This is a genomic window from Faecalicoccus pleomorphus DSM 20574, from assembly GCF_000420345.1.
Taxonomy (GTDB): domain Bacteria; phylum Bacillota_I; class Bacilli_A; order Erysipelotrichales; family Erysipelotrichaceae; genus Faecalicoccus; species Faecalicoccus pleomorphus.
In genome coordinates this window covers 16,581-41,448 of sequence record NZ_ATUT01000008.1, presented here as the reverse complement: position 1 = coordinate 41,448, position 24,868 = coordinate 16,581, and the positions used below count along the sequence as shown (strand labels likewise).

The 24,868-nt window shown below is 39.1% G+C and carries 28 protein-coding genes; 24 read left to right on the top strand and 4 right to left on the bottom strand.

The genetic code is table 11. The annotated features are described in order from the left end of the window. Window positions 1–5: 5 nt before the first annotated feature. The 4 genes from lspA to G413_RS11010 all read left to right on the top strand — a co-directional run bounded on the left by lspA (window position 6) and on the right by G413_RS11010 (window position 4,039). Window positions 6–497 (top strand): signal peptidase II, encoded by a 492-nt coding sequence (gene lspA, locus G413_RS0104985; RefSeq protein WP_022789829.1) that lies wholly within the window; start codon window positions 6–8, stop codon window positions 495–497. After that, on the top strand, window positions 485–1,402 hold the full coding sequence (locus tag G413_RS0104980) for an RluA family pseudouridine synthase (RefSeq protein ID WP_022789828.1): 918 nt from the start codon (window positions 485–487) through the stop codon (window positions 1,400–1,402). The genes lspA and G413_RS0104980 overlap by 13 nt, the downstream gene beginning before the upstream one ends. After that, window positions 1,399–1,908 (top strand): deoxycytidylate deaminase, encoded by a 510-nt coding sequence (locus G413_RS0104975; RefSeq protein WP_022789827.1) that lies wholly within the window; start codon window positions 1,399–1,401, stop codon window positions 1,906–1,908. The genes G413_RS0104980 and G413_RS0104975 overlap by 4 nt, the downstream gene beginning before the upstream one ends. Before the next feature lie 313 nt (window positions 1,909–2,221). Then, the gene (locus G413_RS11010; protein WP_022789826.1) at window positions 2,222–4,039 is read left to right on the top strand and encodes a vWA domain-containing protein; all 1,818 of its coding nucleotides are present in this window, start codon (window positions 2,222–2,224) and stop codon (window positions 4,037–4,039) included. Window positions 4,040–4,150: 111 nt separating this feature from the next. Here the strand turns inward: G413_RS11010 and G413_RS0104965 are convergent, their stop codons facing one another. Both G413_RS0104965 and rnhC read right to left on the bottom strand, forming a co-directional pair. Then, window positions 4,151–4,723 (bottom strand): hypothetical protein, encoded by a 573-nt coding sequence (locus tag G413_RS0104965; RefSeq protein WP_022789825.1) that lies wholly within the window; start codon window positions 4,721–4,723, stop codon window positions 4,151–4,153. Window positions 4,724–4,798: 75 nt separating this feature from the next. After that, complete coding sequence (rnhC, locus tag G413_RS0104960; protein WP_338066693.1) at window positions 4,799–5,629, bottom strand: ribonuclease HIII; 831 nt, start codon at window positions 5,627–5,629, stop codon at window positions 4,799–4,801. 372 nt (window positions 5,630–6,001) lie between these two features. On the opposite strand from rnhC, the gene G413_RS0104950 reads away from it, so the two are divergent. The 15 genes from G413_RS0104950 to G413_RS0104880 all read left to right on the top strand — a co-directional run bounded on the left by G413_RS0104950 (window position 6,002) and on the right by G413_RS0104880 (window position 17,999). Further along, the gene (locus G413_RS0104950; RefSeq protein ID WP_022789823.1) at window positions 6,002–6,211 is read left to right on the top strand and encodes a hypothetical protein; all 210 of its coding nucleotides are present in this window, start codon (window positions 6,002–6,004) and stop codon (window positions 6,209–6,211) included. Between the two features lie 22 nt (window positions 6,212–6,233). Continuing rightward, window positions 6,234–6,548 (top strand): hypothetical protein, encoded by a 315-nt coding sequence (locus G413_RS0104945; protein ID WP_022789822.1) that lies wholly within the window; start codon window positions 6,234–6,236, stop codon window positions 6,546–6,548. A 140-nt stretch (window positions 6,549–6,688) separates the two neighbouring features. Further along, window positions 6,689–7,213, top strand: coding sequence for a CvpA family protein (locus G413_RS0104940; RefSeq protein ID WP_022789821.1), 525 nt, complete (start codon window positions 6,689–6,691; stop codon window positions 7,211–7,213). A gap of 4 nt (window positions 7,214–7,217) precedes the next feature. Beyond that, window positions 7,218–9,536 carry an endonuclease MutS2 gene (locus tag G413_RS0104935; RefSeq protein ID WP_051130163.1) on the top strand — a complete coding sequence of 773 codons (2,319 nt, stop codon included), beginning with the start codon at window positions 7,218–7,220 and terminating at the stop codon, window positions 9,534–9,536. A gap of 17 nt (window positions 9,537–9,553) precedes the next feature. Then, entirely contained in the window at window positions 9,554–11,320 is a 1,767-nt protein-coding gene (uvrC, locus tag G413_RS0104930) for an excinuclease ABC subunit UvrC (RefSeq protein WP_022789820.1), read from the top strand. Between the two features lie 25 nt (window positions 11,321–11,345). Then, entirely contained in the window at window positions 11,346–12,380 is a 1,035-nt protein-coding gene (locus tag G413_RS0104925) for a M15 family metallopeptidase (RefSeq protein WP_244910577.1), read from the top strand. A 5-nt stretch (window positions 12,381–12,385) separates the two neighbouring features. Then, window positions 12,386–12,859 (top strand): metallophosphoesterase, encoded by a 474-nt coding sequence (locus tag G413_RS0104920; RefSeq protein WP_022789818.1) that lies wholly within the window; start codon window positions 12,386–12,388, stop codon window positions 12,857–12,859. A 67-nt stretch (window positions 12,860–12,926) separates the two neighbouring features. Then, window positions 12,927–13,451, top strand: a complete 525-nt coding sequence (locus G413_RS0104915; protein ID WP_022789817.1) for a hypothetical protein — start codon at window positions 12,927–12,929, stop codon at window positions 13,449–13,451. Between the two features lie 2 nt (window positions 13,452–13,453). Then, the gene (locus G413_RS0104910; RefSeq protein ID WP_022789816.1) at window positions 13,454–13,795 is read left to right on the top strand and encodes a hypothetical protein; all 342 of its coding nucleotides are present in this window, start codon (window positions 13,454–13,456) and stop codon (window positions 13,793–13,795) included. Between the two features lie 55 nt (window positions 13,796–13,850). Next, window positions 13,851–14,786 carry a type I phosphomannose isomerase catalytic subunit gene (locus G413_RS0104905; RefSeq protein WP_022789815.1) on the top strand — a complete coding sequence of 312 codons (936 nt, stop codon included), beginning with the start codon at window positions 13,851–13,853 and terminating at the stop codon, window positions 14,784–14,786. Between the two features lie 145 nt (window positions 14,787–14,931). Further along, window positions 14,932–15,357: a PTS sugar transporter subunit IIA gene (locus tag G413_RS0104900; RefSeq protein WP_022789814.1), complete on the top strand. Its 426-nt coding sequence runs from the start codon at window positions 14,932–14,934 to the stop codon at window positions 15,355–15,357. Between the two features lie 33 nt (window positions 15,358–15,390). Continuing rightward, complete coding sequence (locus G413_RS0104895) at window positions 15,391–15,882, top strand: PTS sugar transporter subunit IIB (RefSeq protein ID WP_022789813.1); 492 nt, start codon at window positions 15,391–15,393, stop codon at window positions 15,880–15,882. Between the two features lie 43 nt (window positions 15,883–15,925). After that, window positions 15,926–16,765, top strand: coding sequence for a PTS sugar transporter subunit IIC (locus tag G413_RS0104890; protein ID WP_022789812.1), 840 nt, complete (start codon window positions 15,926–15,928; stop codon window positions 16,763–16,765). 2 nt (window positions 16,766–16,767) lie between these two features. Continuing rightward, entirely contained in the window at window positions 16,768–17,610 is an 843-nt protein-coding gene (locus tag G413_RS11005; RefSeq protein WP_022789811.1) for a PTS system mannose/fructose/sorbose family transporter subunit IID, read from the top strand. 80 nt (window positions 17,611–17,690) lie between these two features. Beyond that, window positions 17,691–17,999 carry a hypothetical protein gene (locus G413_RS0104880; protein ID WP_022789810.1) on the top strand — a complete coding sequence of 103 codons (309 nt, stop codon included), beginning with the start codon at window positions 17,691–17,693 and terminating at the stop codon, window positions 17,997–17,999. 226 nt (window positions 18,000–18,225) lie between these two features. Here G413_RS0104880 and G413_RS0104875 read toward each other — a convergent pair whose 3' ends face one another. After that, entirely contained in the window at window positions 18,226–19,185 is a 960-nt protein-coding gene (locus G413_RS0104875; RefSeq protein WP_022789809.1) for a beta-1,6-N-acetylglucosaminyltransferase, read from the bottom strand. 110 nt (window positions 19,186–19,295) lie between these two features. Between G413_RS0104875 and G413_RS0104870 the strand changes: the two genes are divergently transcribed. From G413_RS0104870 to G413_RS0104860, 3 genes are read left to right on the top strand one after another with little or no spacing between them, the layout of a single operon-like run. Further along, the gene (locus tag G413_RS0104870) at window positions 19,296–19,850 is read left to right on the top strand and encodes a glucose-6-phosphate isomerase family protein (protein WP_022789808.1); all 555 of its coding nucleotides are present in this window, start codon (window positions 19,296–19,298) and stop codon (window positions 19,848–19,850) included. Window position 19,851: 1 nt separating this feature from the next. Beyond that, entirely contained in the window at window positions 19,852–21,591 is a 1,740-nt protein-coding gene (locus G413_RS0104865) for a class I mannose-6-phosphate isomerase (RefSeq protein WP_022789807.1), read from the top strand. A 10-nt stretch (window positions 21,592–21,601) separates the two neighbouring features. Then, window positions 21,602–22,330: a GntR family transcriptional regulator gene (locus tag G413_RS0104860; RefSeq protein WP_022789806.1), complete on the top strand. Its 729-nt coding sequence runs from the start codon at window positions 21,602–21,604 to the stop codon at window positions 22,328–22,330. 14 nt (window positions 22,331–22,344) lie between these two features. Here the strand turns inward: G413_RS0104860 and G413_RS0104855 are convergent, their stop codons facing one another. Then, window positions 22,345–22,785 carry a DUF3284 domain-containing protein gene (locus G413_RS0104855; RefSeq protein ID WP_022789805.1) on the bottom strand — a complete coding sequence of 147 codons (441 nt, stop codon included), beginning with the start codon at window positions 22,783–22,785 and terminating at the stop codon, window positions 22,345–22,347. Window positions 22,786–22,994: 209 nt separating this feature from the next. On the opposite strand from G413_RS0104855, the gene G413_RS0104850 reads away from it, so the two are divergent. Together G413_RS0104850 and G413_RS0104845 are read left to right on the top strand one after the other, a co-directional pair. Beyond that, on the top strand, window positions 22,995–23,981 hold the full coding sequence (locus tag G413_RS0104850) for a nucleoside hydrolase (protein ID WP_022789804.1): 987 nt from the start codon (window positions 22,995–22,997) through the stop codon (window positions 23,979–23,981). Continuing rightward, window positions 23,978–24,547, top strand: coding sequence for a membrane protein (locus G413_RS0104845; protein ID WP_022789803.1), 570 nt, complete (start codon window positions 23,978–23,980; stop codon window positions 24,545–24,547). Before G413_RS0104850 ends, G413_RS0104845 begins: the two co-directional genes overlap by 4 nt. The last annotated feature ends 321 nt before the right edge of the window (window positions 24,548–24,868 follow it).

The window sequence follows — 24,868 nt, the reverse complement described above, 5'->3', positions numbered from 1 at the left end:
AAATCATGAAAAATAAAATTATTTCAATCTGTGTTTCACTGGTGATCGTCTTTTTGACATTGGGACTGGATCAGTGGACAAAATGGGCAATTACTAAAACATTTGCGTTGCACGAACGAATGGAGATCATTTCTCATTTCTTTTCGTTGACTTATGTACAAAATACCGGAGCCGGTTTCAGTCTTTTTGAAGATTTTGGTATTTTGTTTTTTGCCCTGTTGACGATTGCGGCTCTTGTGGTGATTATCTATATGTTTGTTCGCAGTAGTGATGTTCGCGCTCAGTTATGCCTGGCTCTTGTGTTTTCCGGTGCTTTAGGGAATTTTATCGATCGCCTGCGGTTTGGCTATGTGCGTGACTTTTTGAGTTTTCGTATATTCGGCTGGGATTTCCCCGTTTTCAATATTGCGGATATATGTATTACTGTAGGTTTTGGTTGTTTGATCGCATGCATGATTTATGATGAAGTACAGGAGAGGAAACGATGGAGAACATAGTTTATACAATTGATGAAAAGAATCAGGGAGGTCGTCTTGATAAATTTGTTTCCACCACGATGGAATTGTCAAGGAAGCGTGTTAAGGACCTTTTAGATCAAAACCAGATTCAAGTGAATGGAAAAGTCGAGAAGGCAAGCTATTCTCTTCAAATACAAGATCAGGTATCCATCACTTTACCACCGTTACAGGAAGTGACAATAGAGCCGGAAGCGATGAATCTGGATATTCTTTATGAGGATTCGGATCTTTTGGTGATCAATAAGCCCAAAGGATTGGTCGTACATCCGGCTCCCGGACATACATCCAATACTTTGGTCAACGGCTTACTCTATCATTGCAAGGATCTTAGCGGGATCAATGGAGAAATGCGCCCTGGTATCGTGCATCGAATCGATAAGGATACCAGTGGCCTTTTGATCGTCTGTAAAAACGATAAAGCTCATCAAGCCATTTCCCAGCAACTATCCGATAAGACGTGTCACAGGGATTATCTTGCGATCGTACATCATCCTTTTTCGCATTCTCATGGTACGATCAATGCACCGATTGGGCGTGATGAAAAGGACAGACAGAAAATGGCGGTGACTGCCAAAAATTCCAAAGATGCTGTTACACATTTTACGGCATTGAAGAACTTTAAGGATTTTGCGTATATTCGCTGTTCTTTAGAGACAGGAAGAACACACCAGATTCGTGTACATATGCAGTATATTGGACATCCGATTGCCGGTGATCCAAAATATAGTTATAAAAAGACATTGGATACCAACGGACAGCTTTTGCATGCCTGCCATATCGAATTTATACATCCGACCACAAAGGAAAAGATGACCTTTGATGCACCGTTAGATCCAATATTCAAAGAAATTTTAGGACGTTTAGAAAGGGAAGAATCTGTATGAAACGATCAAATGTATTAAGCTGGGATCAATATTTTATGGCCATGGCACATTTGAGTGCCAAACGAAGCAAAGATCCTAACACACAAGTGGGAGCCTGTATTGTCAATGCACAAAAACGAGTTGTTGGCTTAGGTTACAACGGCTTTCCCAAAGGCTGTGACGACGATGAATTTCCATGGGAAAGAGATGGCGAATTTTTAAAAACAAAGTATCCATATGTAGTGCATGCCGAGCTGAATGCGATTCTAAACAGTATTCAAGATTTAAATGGTTGTACGATCTATGTCTCTTTATTTCCATGTAATGAATGTGCCAAAGCCATCATTCAATCCGGTATTCGTTGTGTTGTCTATGAGAGTGATAAATACAATGGAACGGATGAAAACATTGCGAGTAAAAGGATGTTTCGTGATGCCGGTGTAGAACTGGTACAGTTAACCTATGAAACAAGTGTAGATGTTCAAGTTAATCGATCGATGACAGAAGCAAAAGATGCCGCAGACTAGTTTGCGGTATTTTTTTTTGGATTCCAAAATTAGATGGAAGTTGCATCAATTAAACATTCATATAACGTGAGAAGAATCCTTTCTCATGTTTTTATTTAGGCTTCTCCAGGTTGATCTTTCTTCTCTGATTTGACAAATAAATGATTAAAGTTACATAAGTCTATATACAAATATCAATGCAAAGGAAGGGCTCGGCTTTTTATGTGGCAATAAGTGTTGTAAATTAGTTTAAACTTTGATAGAAAAATGTTATTGACTTATAATGAAGGGGAGGGTTATGATTCGGTTATGTACGGAGAAAGAGGTTAGAGATATGAAAAAGTACGTTAAATTATTTTTCACTCTGATGGTTTGTTTTACATTGAGTTTCTCTTTGTATTCCGTCGTATCGGCTCAGGAAAAGCCGACTGTTACGGATGATTCCGAAACCGTTGTCGAGGAAATTCCGGGAGATCCGACATTAACGGATGAACCAGAAGAAACTACAGAAATCACAACATCAGAGAAAACAGAACCTTCTACAGAAGAGACAACTGCGCTTTCTGAAGAAGAAAACAATAACGAGGAGGAAGCGACGACTGAAGAGGAAGAGTCTTCTGATCCCAAAACGAACACAGGAACACCGGTTCCAGGTATTGGAAATGTAAAGTATGCGATTTCTAAATCAAAAACCGCAACACAGCTGGACGAAAACTTTGAAACAAAAGTAACTTTGTCTTTACCTGCTGGTGAAGAAAAACTTGCCACGGATATTGTGTTTGTGTTAGACAAATCTACCAGTGCTGAAATTGAAGCACAGGCTTTAAATATGCTAACCGATTTACAAAACACAGCACAAACTACAGGTGCGGATATTAATGTCGGTGTAGTGATTTTTAATCAACAGGCTAATACGACTGGTTTCCATGATTTAGCTACCGAGTATTCTGTGATTGAATCCGAAATCAAACGAGATATTTCTTCAGGAACGAATACACATGCTGGTTTGTTGGCGGCAGAACAGATGTTAAGTGGTGATACTGCTGTTGCCGATAGTCGTAAATATATGATTTTTGTCAGTGACGGAATTACTTATATGTACAATGAAACACCTACTGCTATTGGATTAGAAAATGCAGATAAAACGAATGTTTTCGCAGGGCCGGATAACTGGGCCACAAAATATGGTTCAAATGCAGCACCTTCAGAAGGCTGGAACCAGTATTTAGGCAATGTGGCAGCGCAGTATGAAGCAGATGGCGGTGCCTATGAACATGCTTATGGGGTTGCATATGATACGAATACATACATTTCCTATGATGAAAAAGCAGATCATGCGATGTCTGTGGATGTAGCGCTTTTGAAAACCTATCAGACATACCAAGTTCTGGCAAGCAAATATCATTGTTATGCGATGACGGCTGGTACTTCTTCCGGTGGGGAATATACATGGGGACCAAACTTTATGAATTTCCTGGCCAATGGCGAAACGTATAGCTTTGATTCTATTAAAAATGATATTTATTATCTAGTTGATGCCGGTTCTACTGTAACGGATTATATCGGCTATACAGAAGATTATAACTTTGACTTTATCAATGACGCGGAAGCTCTATCATTAAAAGTGGGTGACCAAACTTATCAAGCGGTTGAAACGGCAGAAAATACGTATTCTTTTGCCGAGGGTAATTATGTTGTAGCTTATGAACCGGGTGATATGGCCAATGGTGAGATGTTTACATTGACCACAAATGTCCCAATCTCTCAATTTGAACCGGTTCAGTTGACTTATACATTAAAATTGACAAATCCAAAAACAGAACCAGGAACATATGGTCAATATGATGCCAATGGAAGCTTAGGTTATGATGGTCTTTATACAAATAATTCCGCTACATTGTATCCGGTTGATACCAATGGACAACCAGGGGCAGCGGAAGAATTTGCAAAACCAACCGTATCCTATACGGTAGAAGAAGAACCGAAAGAACCAACGAAACCTGAAGAAGAAAAACCGGACAAAAAAGATCCGGAAAAGAATAAGGGAGCAGATACGGCAACTCAAACGAATATGGGATTGATGTTATCGCTGGCAAGTATGGCTATTTCGGGTGCGTTCATACTTGTCATCCTGCAGAAAAAAAGAGCATAGATAGCGGATTTAAAAAATTCGGTCATATAAAAAGAAGGAAATAAAACAAGTAAATTTCCTTCTTTTATTTTGTTTCGAATAAGAAAATGATGATATAGATGTGTTAGCTTATTAGGATATATTTTCTAAGGAAACCACAAAACCGGTGAAGGGATAATACTCCAATTGAATTGTTTCTCCTGGTAAAGTAATTTGTCCTTTTTGAAGTGGAAGATTCATTAATAAGGTGGTTTCCAGTTTAAAGCTTCGTGTTTTTTTATGTTTGTCTTGTCCTTGTATCGTAAAGCGTGAAAAATCTTGACTGTGGGATAATTGAGCATCGTAGAGAATTACCGTTTGTGGATCCTGCAAGTAGAAAAGATCAAGAGCTGGCAAAATTCCTTTCGTAAAACCAGCCCATGCTCCTAGTAGGATTATACACAAGCATAAGGCAGAATGAACTACTTTTTTAACTTTAGTATAGGCGATATCCTTTTGAATGTGGATGATCTTGGCAAATGCATTTATCATAAACCATATGGCAGCCGGCAGAACAGCGGCTATGGTTAGAAAATGAAATAGTATGTCTGTATCTATTCCCGGAGATAATGATTGTCGCAAGAAGAAAATTAAGATACAAAATAGTAAATAATAGACACAGATTGAGGTGGTTATCCATTTCATTAAGAATGGCTTTGGCTTCATAGAATCTCCTTTTTTATATTTTTAATTGTATAAAAAATAATAACGAAGCCAAGTTAAAAAGCTGTAAAATGAAGATCAAAGGGATAAGGCTTTAGCGGTATTTTTAAAATGCAGTTTAGCCACTTTGGTCAGTTCTTTTTGTCCAAAACGTTCAATAAAAGACTTGGCACAAATATCTACAGATGAACCGGCACCTTTTTCAAAATGAAAGTCATATTTTGCTTCCATCGCATCCCATGTTTCTAAAAAGGCATTACGGGCTAATATACTGGCACAGGCTACAGAAAGATATTTGTTTTCGGCTTTGGTTTCAAAATGAATGTTTGAAATGACCTCTTTTTCATTTTTTAAATAACGATAGTAACTGTTTTTTTGTACGAACTGATCAATGATTATAAAATCTGGTAGAGTATATCCTTTATGCACTAGATTGACATAAGCTTGATTATGCAGGCGACACTTGATATCAACCATATTATGATTTTGATGCACATCGTTGTACTTTGCGTTTTGCACGATCAATATCGAATGTGGACAAACAGCTTTAATTTCAGGGGCCAGTCTGCGAATTTGATCATCCTTGATTTGTTTTGAATCTTGTATTTTTAAAGAAGATAGTTTTTGTGCTGCTTCTTTGGAAACGATACAGGCAGCTACCACAACCGGGCCAAAATAGTCACCGGTTCCTACTTCATCGCTTCCTGCCTGGGGATACGTATTGTTCTCAGACTCTGTTTCTTCCATCCAGGAAAGATCCTGTCCCTGAAACACAACTTTACCACTGGTATAAGCTGTAATGGTCATAGAATCGGTTTTAATTTGATAATATGTATAATCTGGCTTCGTTTCTTTTACGATATGAGAGGATAGCTTTTGTCTTAAATCCAGTATTTCCTGTTTTGTCATTTTTTTTGTAAGAGATGCCATAAAATCACCATCATGAGTGTATCATAGATTTCTTTGTTTATAAAAAGATTCCTATTTAGAAAAAAATCAACTTTTTTTCATAGTTTTATGAATTTTTATCGTAACTAATAGTAGGAAGGTTTCCAAATTCCATCTGTGTGTAACGAAAGAGAGGTGAAAAACAATGCAAGAAAGAAAAGCTTGGGAAGCTTTGTTGAAGGATCCCAACGATCCTATGATGCCCAGTGCAAGAAGATCCTGTCTCTGAAAAAGATCCTGGCCTATCTCTATAAAGAGTGTTTATCCGAATACAGGTATCTTTTCTCAAAATAGATTTATGACCGGCTGGATACGGATCCAACATCGAATAAAATGGTCAGCCAAAATGTAGAGGATCTCAAGATACCGGATAGTAAGGTTTGCTATGACCTGCTGTTTAAGCTTGCCCATCCAAAGGATCCGAAAAGAAGGCTCTGGGTCGATATGGAACCGCAGGGAATCGATCTGGGAAAGGGCAAAACAAAACGAAGAGGTAAGGATACGATGGAAGTCCTGATCCTGTATCCCCGGAGACGATATTGATACGATTTGTACTGAAGAGATCATGAAGCGCCCCAGAGATGTGATGGAGTTCATACAGCTGATCTTTCTGTCAAACAGGAAGGCGGAGCAGATCCTGGAAATCCTAGAGAAGAAATATGATATTCTATTAGAAAAAGAGGAAGAGAAGGAGGCCAGGAAGATTTGTACATTTAGCGAGGCATTGATCGAGAAAAGTGAGCTGAGAGGAAAGGCAAATAGTGTTCTACAACTGGTCAAGAATCATATTGCAACCAATGTTGAGCAGGCAATGGATATGTTGTCAGTGGAGCCATCCTCAAGAGAGGATATTATGAAGATTTTGGAACAGAAGCTGTAATGTGGCTTTTTATAGATGCTGTTTCATTTGACTAAAATCACACTTAACGGGGAAACACATAAATTCTTTGATGTATTTAGACTTGTAGGAATGCAAGTCTTTTTATGTTAGGGATTTGTCAAATGTGATAGAATGTTTCTATGGTTTTAGATACAAGTTATTTTGATATTTACAATGTTGTTTTGATGGGGCTTGCCCTATTGATTTTGTTCTTTGCGTATCGCAAAGGATTTGTTTGTCAATTGTTGGATGTCCTGACTTATTTTGGAAGCTTTATTCTTGCGATAGTATTGAGTCCGATCATGGCACAGAGATTTCTTTTGTTGGGGCATATTTCCCATTCGGAGATCTTGACGCCCTTAGATGCTTTGGCCATGCATATCGCAAATGTTGGCGTATGGTTTTTGTTGTTATTTGTGGGATTGCGCATCGTATATCGAATTCTGGTTATCTTGTTTCACAAAAGGAAAAAGACGAAGCTTTCGCTCATCAATCATATGTTGGGGCTGGGCTTAGGCGTCATCAAAGTCTTGTTGTTGGCGATGACCTTATCTCTGGTTTTACGGTTTCCGTTGATTCAATATGGCGATGTATTTGTGGAACATTCTGTTTTATCGTTTACACAACCGATGATGGAGTGTTTATTCACGTATTGGGAAGGATGAGAACATGCGAAAGGATTTAGGAGCTTATAGAAATGAATTGAATCAGGCGATTGACTTTGATCGAGTATTGGATCAGTTTGCGGCCCACACCTCTTTTTCTTTGAGCCGATCACAAATTCAAAACGCCTTGCCGCTACAAGATCGGTATCAGATGCAGGAAAAGTTAGATTTGGTGCGTGAATCCATTGGATTGTTTCAGTCTGGAAGTACACTATCCTTACACGGCTGTCATGATATTGAGCCTGCTGTCAAAAAAGCGGTACGGCAAATGGTCTTGAGTCCTCAGGAACTGTTGGAAATTGCTTCTTTTTTAATGGCCTGTCAAAGAGTACAGAATACGCTTCGTGATGAATCGTATGAAAAGCTTGTCGCTTACAGTGAGACCATGCAGACTTGTAAGTCATTGATGACCAAGATTCAGGACTGTATTGATATGTCTGGCTCTGTCAAAGACGATGCTTCTGCCTTATTAGTACAAAAGCACCAGCAATTAGTGCATGCCAGACAAGCGTTGATTAGCCGTTCGCGCGATTTTGTTAAGAAAAACGCATCCAAACTGATGGAGGCTTTGACGACAACCATTGCCGGACGAACTTGTGTCCTTGTGAAGGCAGGTGAAAAGAATGCTTTTGGCGGTATGATCCACGGTCAGTCACAAAGTGGCCTTGCGTTCTATGTAGAGCCATCTTCTTTTGTATCTTTGAATAATGAAGTGCAGCTTGCTTTATCGCAGATTGAAGAAGAAAAACATCGCATTTGTAAAGAACTCAGTCGGTTGACTGCTTCTTTTGAAGTGGCTCTGTTATCGAACTTGGAGACTATGACGATTTTAGATTGTGCTTTTGCCAAAGCACATTGGGCGATTGAAAAAGATGGCTGTGTTCCTTTGATCCAGACACAGGATCGTTCCATGACCTTAGAATTTGCCAGACATCCATTGATCGATGTAAACAAGGTAGTCGCCAATACATACAAGCTTTTAAAAGATCAGCGCGTATTGATGATTACCGGACCGAATATGGGTGGAAAGACAGTCACCTTAAAGACAATGGGGCTTTGTGTGGCGCTCAGTCATGCCGGCTTTCCGGTTTGTTGTCATCGTGCAGTTTTACCTTATTATCGTTCTGTCTGGTTTGATATCGGTGATCAACAGTCTATTGAAAACAATCTATCGACTTTTTCCAGTCATGTATCTTCTTTGGCGATGATCTGTTCAAAATGTGATCCGTTTTCCTTTATTCTATTGGATGAGATTGGCAATGGTACCGATCCGGCCGAAGGAAGTGCTTTGGCCATTGCGATTTTGGAATATCTGATTCAAAAAAAGGCAACGATCATCACAAGTACGCACTATAATGCCGTAAAATCGTATGGTAAGACACATGAAAACATTCTTGTCGCGAGCATGCAGTTTGATAAAGAGAGCTTGATGCCGACTTATAAATATTTACCGGGTGTTTCCGGTGCCAGTTATGCGTTTTCGATTGCCCGTCAATATCATCTGGATTCATGGATTCTTGACAAGGCAAAGCAGATTAAAGAAGAAACAGAGGATTCTCGAAACAAGGAATTAGAGAAGTTGGAAAAGCTGCAGAACGAAGTGGTTTTAGAAAAAGAACGTTTTGAAAAGCTGATTCGTGATGCTCATCAGCTACAAAAAGAAGCACAGGAAACCAAAGAGAAATTGGCGCATCGAAAAGAAGTGTTCGAAAAAGAGTACCAGCAGCGACTGGAAGAGCTTCTTATCAAAAAGGAACAAGAAGCGGATGCGTTAATTGAAAAGTTAAATAAAACTACCATGGTACGTCCTCATGAAAAAACACAGTTAATGCACGATTTGGAAGCTTTACAGCCGGAAACCAAAGAAAAAGAAGAAAAGGATTCTTTTGCGGTCGGTGACTATGTGCAGATTCAGGATCTGAATTCGCATGGAGAAATCATAGAACTTCGTAAAAAAGAAGCGGTTGTTTTGACAAATGGCATGAAAATGAAAGTCAAAACCAATCGTTTAAAGAAGATGAAACGTCCAAGGCTTGAAAAGACACAGCCAAAGGCGCACAGAGATAAGACTTTTGTGCGCGTACCTTTGGAATTGAATATTATCGGGTGTCGCGTAGAAGAAGGGTTACGCAGCATGGATCATTATTTGGATCAATGTGTGGCTCATCACATCAAGCAGGTTCGTATCATTCATGGAATGGGAACAGGAAAGCTTAGAAGCGCCGTTTGGCAGGATTTGAAAAAACATCCGATGGTCAAAGAATATACCAGTGCCGGTCCCAGTGATGGAGGACTAGGCGCAACAATCATAACATTGAAATAACAGAAGGGAGGAATCTGATGGCTATATCCGAGCTTTTAAAAAATAAACTGGCTTTGTTGCCAGATAAACCTGGCTGTTATATCATGAAGGATAAAAAAGGACGTATTCTGTATGTCGGTAAGGCAAAAGTATTAAAAAACAGAGTACGAAGCTATTTTCATGGTGTTCATGATAATAAGACAACACGGCTTGTATCCAAGATCTATGATTTTGAATTTATCGTAACCGGAAGTGAAAAGGAAGCTTTACTGTTGGAGATCAATTTGATCAAAAAGAATCATCCACCGTTTAATATCATGTTCATGGATGATAAAAGTTATCCTTATATCGTAATGACCAGAGAAAAGTATTTTAGCGTTCGTATGACAAGACAAGTCAAAAACAAGAAAGATGAATACTTTGGTCCATACCCCAGCGCTCAGTCTTGTTTTGATATTGTAAAGCTGATCAATCGCTTGTTTCCGGTACGAAAATGTAAGACATTGCCAAAGATACCTTGCCTGTATTATCATATGCACCAATGTCTGGGGCCTTGTTTTCAGGAAATTGATCTTGCGGAAAATGAAAGATATCGCAAACAGATTCGTAAGTTTCTTCAGGGAGATGCCAAGGAGATCATTGATAAAGTCAAAGCGGACATGGAAAAGGCTTCTTTAAATCTGGAGTTTGAAAAAGCACAGGAATATTATGAGATTCTGCAGTCCATTGATCATGTGATGGAAAAACAGACAATCGATTTTAAGGATCAGAAAGTGCGGGATGTGTTTGGATTTTATGCCGATAAAGGATATATTTCTCTACAAGGTTTCTTTATTCGTAATGGAAAGCTTTTAGAAAGAACCCTGGCAATCCAGGAATTATATGAAGATGAAATGGATGCGTTTATCAGTTTTATCGTGCAATACTATCAAGATAATATGGTGCCATCGGAAATCTTGGTGCCGCAAGGTGTTCCAGTCGATCTTTTAGAGGATCTTTTACAAACACATGTGCGTATTCCGATTCGCGGAAATAAAAAAGCATTGGTGGACATGGTACAAAAAAATGCGAAAGAGGCACATGATCAAAAATTTGAACTGGCTTTGCGACGGGAGCAGGAGCTGGAGCAGGCCAATCAACGTCTGAGTGATTTATTTCATAAAGAGATCCACACGGTTGAGATTTTTGATAACTCGCATATTCAAGGGGCCTTCAATGTCAGTGCTCTAGTCGTTTATGAGGATGGTAAACCAGATAAAAGCCAGTATCGCCATTATAAGCTGGATACGTATCGAAGTGATGTTGACAGCATGAAAGAAGTATTATATCGACGCTATTTTCGGTTGTTGAGTGAAGATAGAGAATTTCCTGATCTTTTACTGGTGGATGGAGGTCGTCAACAAATTGAAGCGGCTAAAGAAATCAAGGAAGCTTTAGACTTGCCTTTAACGATTGCTGGTCTTGTCAAGGATGATAAGCATACGACAAGGGCTTTGATGGATGAATCGTTACAGGAAATGCCGTTGGATAAAAAAGAGCCTTTATTTTTTCTTTTGACAAGGATGCAGGATGAAGTGCATCGTTATGTCATTACCTATCATCGAAAGCTTCGCGGAAAAGCTATGACGCGTTCGGCCCTGGATACGATCGAGGGGGTTGGTCCTAAACGTAAGAAGGAATTATTAAAGCGCTTTAAAAGCATGAAGCAAATTCGTCAGGCATCTGTCGAACAATTGGAAGAGGTTTTGCCCAAAGCGGTGGCAAAGAGCGTATATGAGGCGTTTCATTCCGTAAATGATTCATGATATAATAGCCAAAGAGGTAAAACTTGTGCAAAATAAAAAAACGAACATAGAAGCAAGAGTGATTCTGATCTTGATTTGTTTAGGCGTATTTTGCGGCTGTTTCTGGGTTATGAACCAAACTTATGATCCTTTGGCGCGCTATCCTTATGCGACTGATGAAAACCGTGATATACTCCTACAATATTTAGACAGTGAAGATATCGATTACATTATCTCCAATCAGATTCAACCGGAGGAGTTTATTGAATTTATTGATGAAGAGGGTTTTAATATCCGCTATTGTCGTTTGTACTACACGGCAGCCAAGACGCAGGCGCAATCCAATGCTTATATCGTCAATTTTGTGAATCGCTTCCGTCAACATTTTTCGGCAAATACGTTGAAAACCTTGTTGGAGCATTATTCGTATGTGGATCTGACGACCTTTTATGAAAACGAGGCGATTCGGCAGCAACCTTTAAAGCTGGTAGCCAATCCCAGTCAGATGTTTGTGATCCTGAATGCAGATACCTCTGTTTATAAATATGCTCCGTTAAATCTGGTGCAGACAGGCTCACTGTCACTTCATGAAAATCTAGCCCAGGCCTGGGAGCGGATGGAAAATGCGTATCAGTCGATGTTAGGAAGTGATGCATCTTTAGGACTGGTCAAAGGTTATACGCCATATGATCAAGTCTTTACTGAATATACGACATTGAGTCAAATCAATCCGGAGCGTGTGGATCAGGTGTATTTGCCGGCTGGACAAAACGAGCTTCAACTGGGCTATACCATTGGTTTACAGGGATACCAAGAATGGATCAATGGACTACTGGCACAGGAAACGGTCGATTATGCTGCATTAAAGGAAGGGCTGGAGGAAAGCCTGAAGGTCAAGATCAGCTGGTTGGAAGAGAATGCTTACCGATATGGCTTTGTGATTCGTTATCCGCAGGATAAGGAGTCTGTAACAGGGCATTTATATAATCCGTTTTTATTGCGCTATGTCGGCACAGAGAATGCCAGAGCCATGCAGGAAAACAATAAGGTCATGGAAGAGATGAAATTGAGTGAGGAATAAGACAGATGCAGATCGTAATAGTGAGTGATACGCATTCGCAAAATGAAATTTTGGAATGTCTGGAGAAAAAATATAAGGATGCCTATGCCTATATCCATTGTGGGGACTTGGAAGACGATCCGCGCTTTTATCCCAATTGGCTGATTGTCAAAGGCAATAACGATTACTATGGAAAATTTAGAGAAGATTTTCGAATTCGTGTAGGAAGTCATCGGATTTATGTGACACATTCTCATCGTTGTTCTTACTTGTATCGCGAACAAAATTTGGTTCGGCTGGCTAAGGAATACGGCTGCGATATCGTGTGCTATGGACATACGCATGTCTCCAAGATCAAACAGGTAGAAGATGTTCTTTTGATCAATCCAGGTTCAGCCAGACTGCCTAGGGATGGAAAATCACCAAGCTATGCCCTGTTAGAGATTGATGGCGACAAGGTTGAAGCTAAGATCATTTATCAGGAAGATTGGGATTTTTAAATAAAGGGGTAGGTTCGCTTATAGTTTCGTTGTATAATACGAACAAGTTGTTTAGGAGAGAAAAGATATGGATAGTGGAGTACTTTCGGTCGTTGTGACCTTGGTTCTGATCGGTTTTGGGATCTATGAACTGTATAATGGCATCAAACAATTGGTGATTCATCACAAAAATAAACAGGAATATATGGAAAACCATGCGAAGAAATATGAGTTTTTTGAGGAGTACAAACTTTGGTTTGCCATCTATGTTTTGGTGGCTGTCGCAAGCTTTGCGGCTGCCTGTTATCAGATGTTTGTCAAAAATGACGGTATGTATGCGATTGGTTTCTGGGTGCTTTGTGCCTGCTGTATCAGCTTTGCGCTGGATTGCCTTGTCAAAAGAAGAGCATGGTTTTATGAAGATGGTTTCTTCTATGAGAAAAAATATTATCGTTATCGTAGTGTCATCAATGTATCAAAGACAAATAAACTGCGTCCAGGTTTCAATGTGAGCTTTTCGAAGGATCCTTCAATGATCGTCACCCGAAAGATGGCTTTAAAGATTAAAGAAAAGATGCAGGAAGCAAAAGAAAATAAGAAGAAGAGGAAGTAAGTATGGCAAAACGAGACAATAATGTACGTAAAACGGCAGCACGAATCATCATGGATACGTTTATCAAACGAAAGGCGACATCACCGGAAAAAGCCATTCCGATCGAAGAATTTAAAGATGTAAAGTTATCAACTTCGGTCATTTCTTATACGATTGCCAATTTCATGGAAGATGAAGTCGTGTATAAAACCGGTGATGATCGGTATTACTTCTCACAGGAAAACTGGAAAAAGCTGGAAAAGAAAGTAACACGTGGCTATTGGGTCATGGTAGCTATTCCAGTTGTTTGTTTAGTGGCCGTTTTATTGTTGGGACACATCAATGATTTAATGGGGCTATTTTGATTCATTGACACAAACATTATAATGTTATAATGTATTTGTGAAAGAGGTGAATAGGATGTATCCAATACAATTAAAACCCATCTATGATAAAACAATCTGGGCAAATGACAAATTAACAAGTCTTCGTCATATTGAGGAAGAAGGCTATGGTACATGCTGGGAGATCAGTGCCCATTCATATTGTACCAATGAAGTGATCAATGGAATCTATAAAGGAAAGACATTGATGGAGCTGATTCAGGAAAAACCAAAGGAAATGTTAGGAGAGGTGCCTTTTGAAAAGATGCTTCGACTGGCTTATCTGGATGCCAAAGAGGATCTTTCCATTCAGGTTCATCCATATAACAGCTATGCTCTGGAACATGAAAACGATTTAGGAAAAACGGAATCCTGGTATGTTTTGGATGCCAAACCGGGTGCAACTTTAGTGGCAGGTACGACAACTAGGGATAAAAGCGTCATTCAAAAAGCTGTGGAAGAAGAAAATTTAGAGCCGTATCTTCGTAAGGTAGATATCGAAGCCGGTGATTTTATCTTGATTCCTGCCGGGATGTTACATGCGTTAGGCGCTGGTATCTTTGCGATTGAGATTGGTACCAATTCAAATACGACATATCGTTTCTATGATTATAATCGTGTCGATGCCCAGGGAAACAAAAGAGAATTACATTTAAAGAAGAGCTTTGATGTAGCTGATTTTTCACTTCAATCACAAAAAATCAGTAATCCGTATATGGAAGGACAACACAAGATATTGGTGGATTGTGATGAATTTGTGGTGGAACTGTATGATATCAAAGACACTTTGACTTTAGATACAGAGGGGAAAAAGTTTCATACCCTGACATTTGTTCAAGAGGATGCAAAGATTCTTTATGGACAGAACAGCTTGTCGGTTAAGTACACAGAAAACGTGTTTATTCCCGCCAGTTTAGGCTCTTATACGATCCAGGGCCATGGTAGAGTTTTGGTGGCTTATTCAAAGATATAAATAAATACAATTGTCATTATTAAATGTTTTATAGCGACCCTTTAAAATAAATTGAAAAATGTGATTTTGTGTGATAGTATTACTTCGTTAAATAAAGCTATGTAAGGGCTTTAAAAGATGCCGATTCTGGCAGAAGGAGAAAATCATGAAATATGTAGTTATGGTTAGTCATGGTGAATTTGCACCGGGTCTTCATAGTGCAGTAAAGATGATGACAGGTGACAGAGATGACGTATTAAGCACTTCTTTAAAGGATGGAATGAGTGCTGATCAGTTTGCCGAAAACTTCCGTGAACTGGTATCCGGTTTCAACAGTGATGATGAAGTAATCTTGTTGGCTGATATCCTAAGTGGATCTCCATTTACAAATGCGTTAAGCGTATTGGATGAAAAAGGCTTATTGGCAAATACATTGGTAATTGCCGGTATGAATATGCCTTGTGCTATTTCTGCCGTATTGATGAAAGATAATATGGATAGAGATGCCTTGAAAGAAACCTTACTAAGCGAAGGTCGTGCCGGACTTTGTGAGTTCGTAACAGAGTCAAATGACGATGATGATGATCTATAAGAGGTCATATCATAAATTAAAGGAGGAATTATAATGATTAGTTTTGTTCGAGTGGATGATCGTATCATTCATGGTCAGATCGTTACACGTTGGTCTAAAGAGTACCCATGTGACGGAATCATCGCGGTTAATGACAAAGCCGCTACTACACCTGTTTTGAAACAGTCTTTCAAAGCAAGTACAGACAAAAAAGTATTTGTTTGGACAATGGAACACTTCCTGGAAAAAGCAGATGATGTTCTGAAGAGTTCTAAGAAGTATTTCTTGATCACAAAGAACCCTGTTGACATGAAGAAGATCCTTGTAGATCACGGATTTGTTCCAAGTGATGTAAAACAGGTTGTAATCGGTCCTTGTAATGACCGTCCAGGCGCTATCAAATTAGGATCAAACCAGTCTTTGATTCCAGAAGAAGCAGAAGCCTGTGAAGCTATGACAAATGCTGGATACGATGTATATTTCGCATTGTTAAGAGAAACAGCTATCGGATCATGGCCAAAATTCAGATCTAAATTCGGTTACTAATTGGGAGTAGTACTGAGTTAGATAAATAAAAAGGAGAGAAAGTATGACATTTTTTCAAGCAGCTTTAATTGGTATTATGAGCTGTACTGCAGCCAGTACCATTGCTTGTTTGGGAACAACCGTTGGTAACTATACATTGAACCGTCCATTGGTTGCATCCCTTATCGTTGGAATCATCCTTGGTGACGTTCAGGGATGTATTCTGGTTGGTATCCCAATGCAGATTATGTGGATCGCGCTAGTAACTCCAGGTGGAACTGTTGCATCTGACTTACGTGCCGTTTCTTACATTGGTATTCCATTGGCTTATGTTGGTGCCAAAGCCGCTGGCTGGGATTTCGGTGGTGCAGACGCTCAAGGTCTTGCCGGTACGATCTCTGCCATGACAGGTGTTATCGGTATCACATTGTTCTACGGAACAGCTATGATGAACTTGATCTGGCAGCACATTGGTTGGGCACAGCTGGACAAAGGAAACATGGAAATCGTTGGTAAAGTAGATTGCTTATTCCCATTGGTTTCTCACTTCGTATTGTCTTTCTTGCCATGTACATTATTGTGCTACTATGGTTCAGGCGCTGTACAGGAACTGTTCAGTGTATTGAACACAGATATGTGGTATGTTAAGGCTTTATTAACAGTTGGTTCCGTTTTACCAGCTGTAGGTATCGCTATCCTGTTAAAATCAGTTATTTCTAAACCAACAGACCTGATTTTCTTCGTATTTGGTTTCGCTTGTGCTAAATCAATGGGTCTGACATTGTTAGCTGCTACAGCTGTTGGTGCTGTATTCGCATTGATCAACTACCAGTTAATGATGATGAAAGCCGGAGGCGTTGCAACTGCTTCTGCTTCTGATGACGATGATGAGGAGGATATTTAATTATGAAAAAGATTTCTAAGAAGACATTAAATAAATCCTTCTGGCGTTGGTGGTATGGAAACCTGACAGGTTTCTCTCAAGAACACATGCAGACATTTGGTTATATGTGGGCTATGCTTCCTATCATCAAAGAACTGTATGAAACTCGTGAAGAACAACAGGAAAAGTTAACAACTTACTACCCATTCTTCAACACAGAACCTCAGATTGGTGCCATGGTTGTTGGTATCACTGCTGGTTTGGAAGAAGCTCGTGCTAATGGTGCTGAATCTATCGATGATGAAATGATCAACGGTATCCGTGCCGGTCTGATGGGACCTTTGGCAGGTATCGGTGACTCACTGATCGTTGGTACTTATATTCCTATCTTATTAGGTATTGCCGTTGGTTTGGCAGAAGGTGGATCTGCTATTGGTCCTCTGTTCTATATCGTTGTATGGAACATCACTTCTACTTGGTTCCAGAAATTTGTTTATGACAAAGGTTATGAATTAGGTGGATCTGCTGTTGAACTTATCGTTGGTCAGCAAGCTACTGCATTCCGTGAATCTGTAATCGTTATGGGTCAGGTTATCGTTGGTGCAATGGCAGCCAGCTGGGTAAACGTTTCTACAAGTGTACAGATTGCTACGAACTCTGAAGGTGAACCAGTAATGTTGCAAGGTCAGTTAGACGGCGCATTCCCTGGAATCCTGACAATGCTGTTCGTATTGTTCGCTTGGTTCTTAATGGCTAAGAAGAACATGTCTCCAATCAAAGTATTATTACTGTTCGTTGTTATCGCCATCGTTGGTAACATCATCGGTAGTGATATCTTGTTCGGATTCGGTTCTTTGATCGGATAAGCTATTCGAAAAGGACACTTTCAAGATCATCCCTTTCTCCCAAGAGGGATGATTTTGTTTATTAGGTAAAGGAGCGCAGAATGAGAAAAAAAGAGCGAGAAGATTTAAAAAATGAGATTGCTTATAGAAATATGATGACAAAGAAATTAGGACGCTCAATGAAAATGTTCTTTTTTATCTTTCTATTATTTGCCGCTATTGCGATTTGGGGATTTTCAGGATTGCATGATAACTTTCTAACCGTTAGTGCTTCGGTACGCGATGTGTTAAAGTGGATCGGCTTAATTTTAGGAATCATTTTCGGTGTCTTGACACTGATGTATTTTTTAAGCTTTCAAAATTCAAAAAAATATACATTATCTTTGATCGATAAGCTCCAGAAAAAATAACTGGTGCTTTTTTTATTTCCATTTCAGGTCACAAACAATGCTTTTCACTGTACACTTCATACAAAGTTTTCTAGATACTACATTCTTCTTTTTATAGAAGAAGATCACATAGCGTTGAAAAGTATTCTCATCTTCTTTCGGTGTGTATGAATGATTGATAAAGTATTGTATGCTGCATATGTTTGTTTTGAGCATCTTTAGACTAAAAAAGAAGACATGCGTCTTCTTAGTCTTGTCGATTTTCTTTTGCCTTTCTCAAGGAATCTAAGATCAATGCCGGATCAATAAAAGTCTTTTCTTTTTCTTTTTCTACTTCGCTGATCATTGTGTTATAAATATCGAAATAATCTTGATATACATCTAAGTTATCCTCGGTTGTGATCTTAGCACCAAATAAAGCTTCCGGATGACTCGCAATTAATTCTGCAGTGATGGGTTTGGCTCCACTGCTTGCTTGCCAGCTTCCATCTGGTCCTATTAATCGATAATCGTTATTGATATGATCATCGGCACGATCAGTATAGATGAATTTTTCCATCATCATGGGAATATACATCTCTTCCGGATACCAGGCCATTTTAAATGTATTGGATACATATTCAAAGTGAACCACCAGTTTTTTAACCGTTTCATTGGATAACATAAACCAGGGACTTCCAATTTGATACGCATCATCGACTTTTCGCTTAAGTCCTAACTTAGAAAATAGAACGGCATTGCCTCGAGTCAGTCCACGAATAAATTTACTGGTTGGAAAAGCTAAAAGGTTTGTGAACATATAATAACGTTCCGCTTTCTTTTTGAGTTCCGGGGTTTCTTTAGAGGCTACATAATAATAGTCTTTACCCGGTTGTTTCTCTAAAAATTCTACGATTTCTTTTCGACTCTTTAAGGGCATCATGCCATCAGTTAGATTGATAAAATAGTCGAATTGATCGTATTCCAGCGCTTCCTTCATCTGTATGATCGTACCCCTGGCTAGTGACAGATCTCCTTCCTGTGCAAATTCTTGTGTATGTGAAATATGAACTCTTGGATGATCGGCAAATACAAAGGCAACTTTATCTCTTAAATCGTTGTCATTGATCATGATAAAGGCATGATCGTTTTGTTTGACAAGCTGGTTCAATGTCTCAATGACTTCATCATAGTCTCTTTCCGAATGTATTAAATAGGCTATTTTCATATTGTTTACCACCTTTTACAAAGGGTATTATAACATAAAAAAGAAGGGTTCCAATACAAACTCATTGACTTAAACATTATAATGTTATAATCTTTGTGTAGGAGGAATATATGAAGATCACAGAGGCAAAATGGATAGAAAATTTTAAGCAGGGAAAGATCGATGGAGAATCAGTCGAAGTTTCCTACAAAATGTATGCGCAGGCAAAATCATTTTATGCCAGTGAAGATGCATCATTGCCACAGGATACATTGATGTATACGGTTTATACATGCCAGACAAAAAATGATCATACGCAAAATCTAAACTGGGGTCTGACGGTTATGGAGCCTGTTTGTGTCCATCAGGAATGTAATGTGACAAGAGGTCATTTTCATGAAGATGAGCAGTGTGATGAAATCTATGTTTGTCAAAAAGGAGAAGGACTTTTACTTTTAATGGATGAAAAAGGACAATGTCATGCCGAAACAATGCGGGAAGGAAGTATTCATCACATCGATGGAACTTTAGCGCATCGTCTGGTGAACACATCGGATTCTAAGCTGGAAGTGATGTGTTGTTGGCCGGTAAATGCCGGACATGATTATAAACGTGTAGAAGAGATGCCTTTTTCCGTACGTGTATTTCGTGAGAATGGTAAGATAACAATAAAGGAGAACAGATAAAATGAGCTATTTAAATTTTGAATCAAAATATGATAAGTTTCCCAAAACAAAAATAAAAAATCATAAGGCCATTCGTGGCTATGATGCGATCTATGAAGAATTGTCTTCCAAGATCAAAGAGAATTGTACATTGGTATTTGATTATTACCCGGGTGTTGATGAAGAAGAAGTAATGCAGCTGATTCATCGTTTTGATGCTTCCTGTCTTATCGCAAGTTATGATTTATTTAAAGAAGAAGCGGTAATTACAGAGCAGATGAAATATCATCTGACGGATGATCGTGTTTTTGGAAAGATGTATTATGGTGACTTTATTGATTTTATCGATAAAGATAAATTGAAGGAAGCCCAGGAAAAGGTGCAACAAGCCAACGGTTTTACCATCGTATATGGCGTAGGGGCCTCTTTAGTGACGACTGGCGATATCCTGGTGTATTTTGATATGGCTCGATGGGAAATCCAGCTGCGTTATCGAAAAGGCATGACCAATTATAAAACCAACAATCCGGATGAAGATATTTTGCGTAAGTACAAAAGAGCTTATTTTATTGAATGGCGTATTGCGGATAAACACAAGGCAAGACTTTTTGAAAAATTCGATTATGTGGTGGATACCAACAAACAAAATGATCCAAAGATGATTACCGGACAAGCGTTCTGTGACAGTCTGGCACAATTGGCTACGAGACCGTTTAGAACTGTTCCTTATTTTGATCCAGGTGTATGGGGCGGACAATGGATGAAAGAAGTTTGTCATCTGGATAAAGAACAAAAGAATTTCGCATGGAGTTTTGATGGCGTACCGGAAGAAAACAGCATTCTCTTTGATTATGATGGCATTGTCGTAGAACTGCCGTGTATGGATTTGGTGTTGTATCAGCCAAAGGCACTGTTAGGGGAACAGATTTATGCTCGTTTTGGGGCAGAATTCCCGATTCGTTTTGACTTTTTGGATACGATGGGTGGCCAAAACCTTTCTTTACAAGTCCATCCGGTCACAGAATATATCAAGAAGAATTTTGGGATGACTTATACACAGGATGAAAGCTACTATATCTTAGATGCCGGTGAAGGCGCCTGTGTCTATCTAGGGTTAAAAGAAAATATTGACAAAGAACAGATGATCGAAGACCTGCGTAAAGCGCAAAAGGGAGAGATCGTATTTGATGCCGAAAAATACATCAACAAATTTCCGGCAAAAAAACATGATCATTTCTTAATTCCGGCCGGTACTTGTCATTGTTCCGGAAACAATGCGATGGTCTTGGAAATCAGTGCCACACCTTATATCTTTACTTTCAAGCTTTGGGATTGGGAGCGTTTAGGATTGGATGGAAAACCACGCCCGGTTCATGTAGAGCATGGAAAAGAAGTGATTCAATGGTATCGTACAACTCCTTGGGTTAAAGAAAATCTGGTTAATGCGGTTTATGAAGTCAAAGAAGAAGCAAATGATTGTAAAGTGGAACATACCGGTCTTCATGCCCTGGAATTTATTGAAACCAGACGTTATACAACGGATCATATCACAAATCATGATACACAGGGAACGGTTCATGTGTTAAACTTAATTGATGGTAAAGAGGCAATCGTGGAAAGTCCGGATCATGCCTTTGAACCATTTGTCGTACATTATGCCGAAACCTTCATCATTCCGGCTCAGGTAGGAGCCTACACGATTCGTCCTTATGGTGAGAGTGAGAATGAGGAAATCAAATTGATTAAAGCCTACGTACGTTAGGAGGAATCTTATGAATATTGACAGAGAGTCGCTTCCTCTCTATCTGCAAGTCAAGATGACATTAAAGGAAGAGATAGAAAATGATAAATATCCTCGCGGCAGCTTAATTCCCGCCGAGCCTCAGCTGGAAAAGATCTTTCATGTCAGTCGGATTACGATTCGACAGGCTATTACGGAATTGGAAGCGGAAGGTTATGTCAAAAAAGCACGGGGAAAAGGAACAACGGTCACTTACAGTTCTCGTATCAATGAAAGTGCCAATGCGATTCGCAGCTTCACAACTGAAATTTTGGAACGTAAGATGAAACCGGGAACATCATATGTCACGCTAAAAAAGATGAAACCATCTAAGAGCATTCAAGATATGTTGGAGTTGGAAGCTAAAGAAGATGTTTATCAGTTGATTCGTATTCGTACGGCCAACGATAAACCGATCGTTCTTTTTGAAACTTATATTCCGGGGCATTTTGAATTACCGATGGATCCAAAAGCTTTTGAGGATTCAATGTATGGTCAATTTGAAAAAGCGAATATTGGAAAACCGATCGTGATCAAAGAAACGTTTTCCAGTATGTTGGCTGACGTGGCATTGTCCAAAGCTCTTCATATCAGTAAAGGAAGGCCGATTTTAAAGCGTATTCGTCTGTCGTTAAACGATCGTAACGAACCTATCGAATATACGATTTCTTATTACGATGGCCAAACGTACGAGTATTCGATTGAACTGCATCAGAGATAAAAAGAAAAGAGAAATCAACTTTCTTCCGGTTGATTTCTCTTTTTAATAAGATAGGCTTCCACATCATGAAGTCTTTTCTTTAACTTTCTTTCCAGGATCATTTTCTTGAGCCCCTGAAATTCTAATTCTTTGTGGTGGGCATCAAAGTTAGATTCTATATAAGTCACTTCACATTTTTGATCATCGATCGGCTTGAGTTTGTATTCGGTGGCACTGGAAACCGATGTCGATGAGTAGGTCGTTCGAATATGTTCCGGTTCTTTTAAATGTGTGACTTTGACCTTTGTCTTTTCTTGTTGTTTAGAGGTGGTCTTCATACTTGTCTTATACGAAGTGCCTTCTTTTACCTCTTTATCGCTGGAACTATCTGCCATTTCTAAACTTGCCTGGATGCTGGAAACGACAAAATCATAGAATTCTTGGGCACTGACTTTTAACGTCATTTGAATCTGCATACTAAACACTCCATTCCTAGTCAATATCATAACATGGTTCGAGCGAGATTTCAGTATGTCATTTGATTTCAGTGAGGGAATATGGTATAAATGAAAAGACTGGTTTTTATGTTCCTCCCAGTATAATAATAGGCGACAGACAGAAAATTTCTTTTTTGTGTGGTTTTGTCTAGGGAGGCAAAGCTTTTTTTATGCAAAGGAGAGATGACATGAAACGTAAAGTTATATTGGATTGTGATCCGGGCATTGATGACAGTCTGGCGATCATGTTGGCATTATGCAGTCCGGAAATCGAAGTGATTGCGATTACGATCGTAGCCGGGAATGCTCCGGTAAGAATGGGATACCAAAATGCCAAAAAGGTGCTCAGACATATGAATCGTTTGGACATTCCGGTTTATATAGGGGAAGAAAAGCCTTTGATCAAAGACTTTGTGAATGCTTTGGATACGCACGGGAGCGATGGTTTGGGAGAAAGCTTTCTGCCAGAGGTGATGGATCAACCTCCTTTAAAAAACGCAATTGATTTTTTTCGGGAAACCTTTTCTGAAAAAGGGATTTCTGTCATCGCATTAGGACCTTTGACCAATCTGGCCAGGCTAATTGAAGTCGATGCCAGTGCTTTTGCGCACATCGAGAAGATTGTGTCGATGGGAGGCAGCTATAAAGCACATGGGAATTGCTCACCGGTGGCCGAATATAATTATTGGGAAGATCCCGAGGCAGCGCAAATCGTTTTTAACCACATGAAAATGTTGCATAAACAAATTCATATGGTCGGTCTGGATGTCACCAGAAAGATAGTTTTAACACCGACCTTGTTAGAGTATATCAAAAGACTGGATGCAAAACAGGGTGAATTTATATCGAAGATTACCAGGTTTTACTTTGACTTTCATTGGAACTGGGAACATATCATCGGCTGTGTGATCAATGATCCTTTAGCGGTAGCTTATTTCTTAAAACCGGATCTTTGCCAAGGCTTTGAAGCCTATACGGATATTGAAACGCAGGGAATAGCCCGAGGACAAAGTATTGTCGATGCCTATGATTTCTACAAAGAAGAGAAGAATGCGTGGATTTTGACTAGTGTAGAGGTGAAAGAGTTCTTTTATTTCTTTCTTGAACGCATACTACATTTAAAACGAGAAGAACTTTCGTATTTGGAAGAAATCTTTCAGGAGGAAACCGCATGAAAAAAACAAATTCAGTCTATAAAATTTGTTTGATTGCATTGGCGGTCGTGATCAATATCGTAGGAGGAAATATCGCTCTTTGGCTCCATCTTCCGATTTATTTAGATAGTATGGGTACCATCTTGATAGCGATTTTATTAGGACCGTTTTATGGAATGCTTCCGAACGTATTAAGTGGTTTTATCTTTGGACTGACAACGGACATCTATTCTCTGTATTATGCACCGGTAGGGATCATGCTTGGATTTATGACCGGTATGATCGTAAAAGATCAAAAGAAGAGATCTATAGGTTCTCTTACCCTGCAGGCTTTTTGGATCAGTATTCCGGTTTCTTTGTTAAGTGCCTGTATTACAGCTGCTTTGTTTGGCGGGATTACTTCATCTGGCTCTACAGTCCTTGTGCAGATATTGGCCAAAACACCGTTAGGATTGATGGGCAGTTGCTTTGTGGTTCAGTTTGTCACCGATTATGCAGATCGCTTGATCAGCTTATGGCTGATGATGCTGGTCATTCAAAAGCTTCCGTCATCAATTCTTATGCGATTTCAACAAAATAAGGTATAGCGAGCTTGTGAGGCTCGTTTTTTATTGGATTTTATACAAATTTAAGATTGTATTTTAAATTTGTATAAAATTGAGTGAAAGAATGGTTAAGCATATTTCTATGAGAATATGCAAAAGGGTTTATCTATATTTTTGATTGTGGTGTCTAATTTAGTTTGAGCCATGTTATAGTTTACTTGTTAATTGGTTGCCTTGTTAGATTTTGAGTACGTCTAAGCAAAGTTTTTTTGTTTATGTTGTCAGTGGTTTTGCACAAATTATATAACTAGTTTTAATATATAAGCGTTTTATTGTTTTTAAGTGTTCAAACTTGTTCGAGAT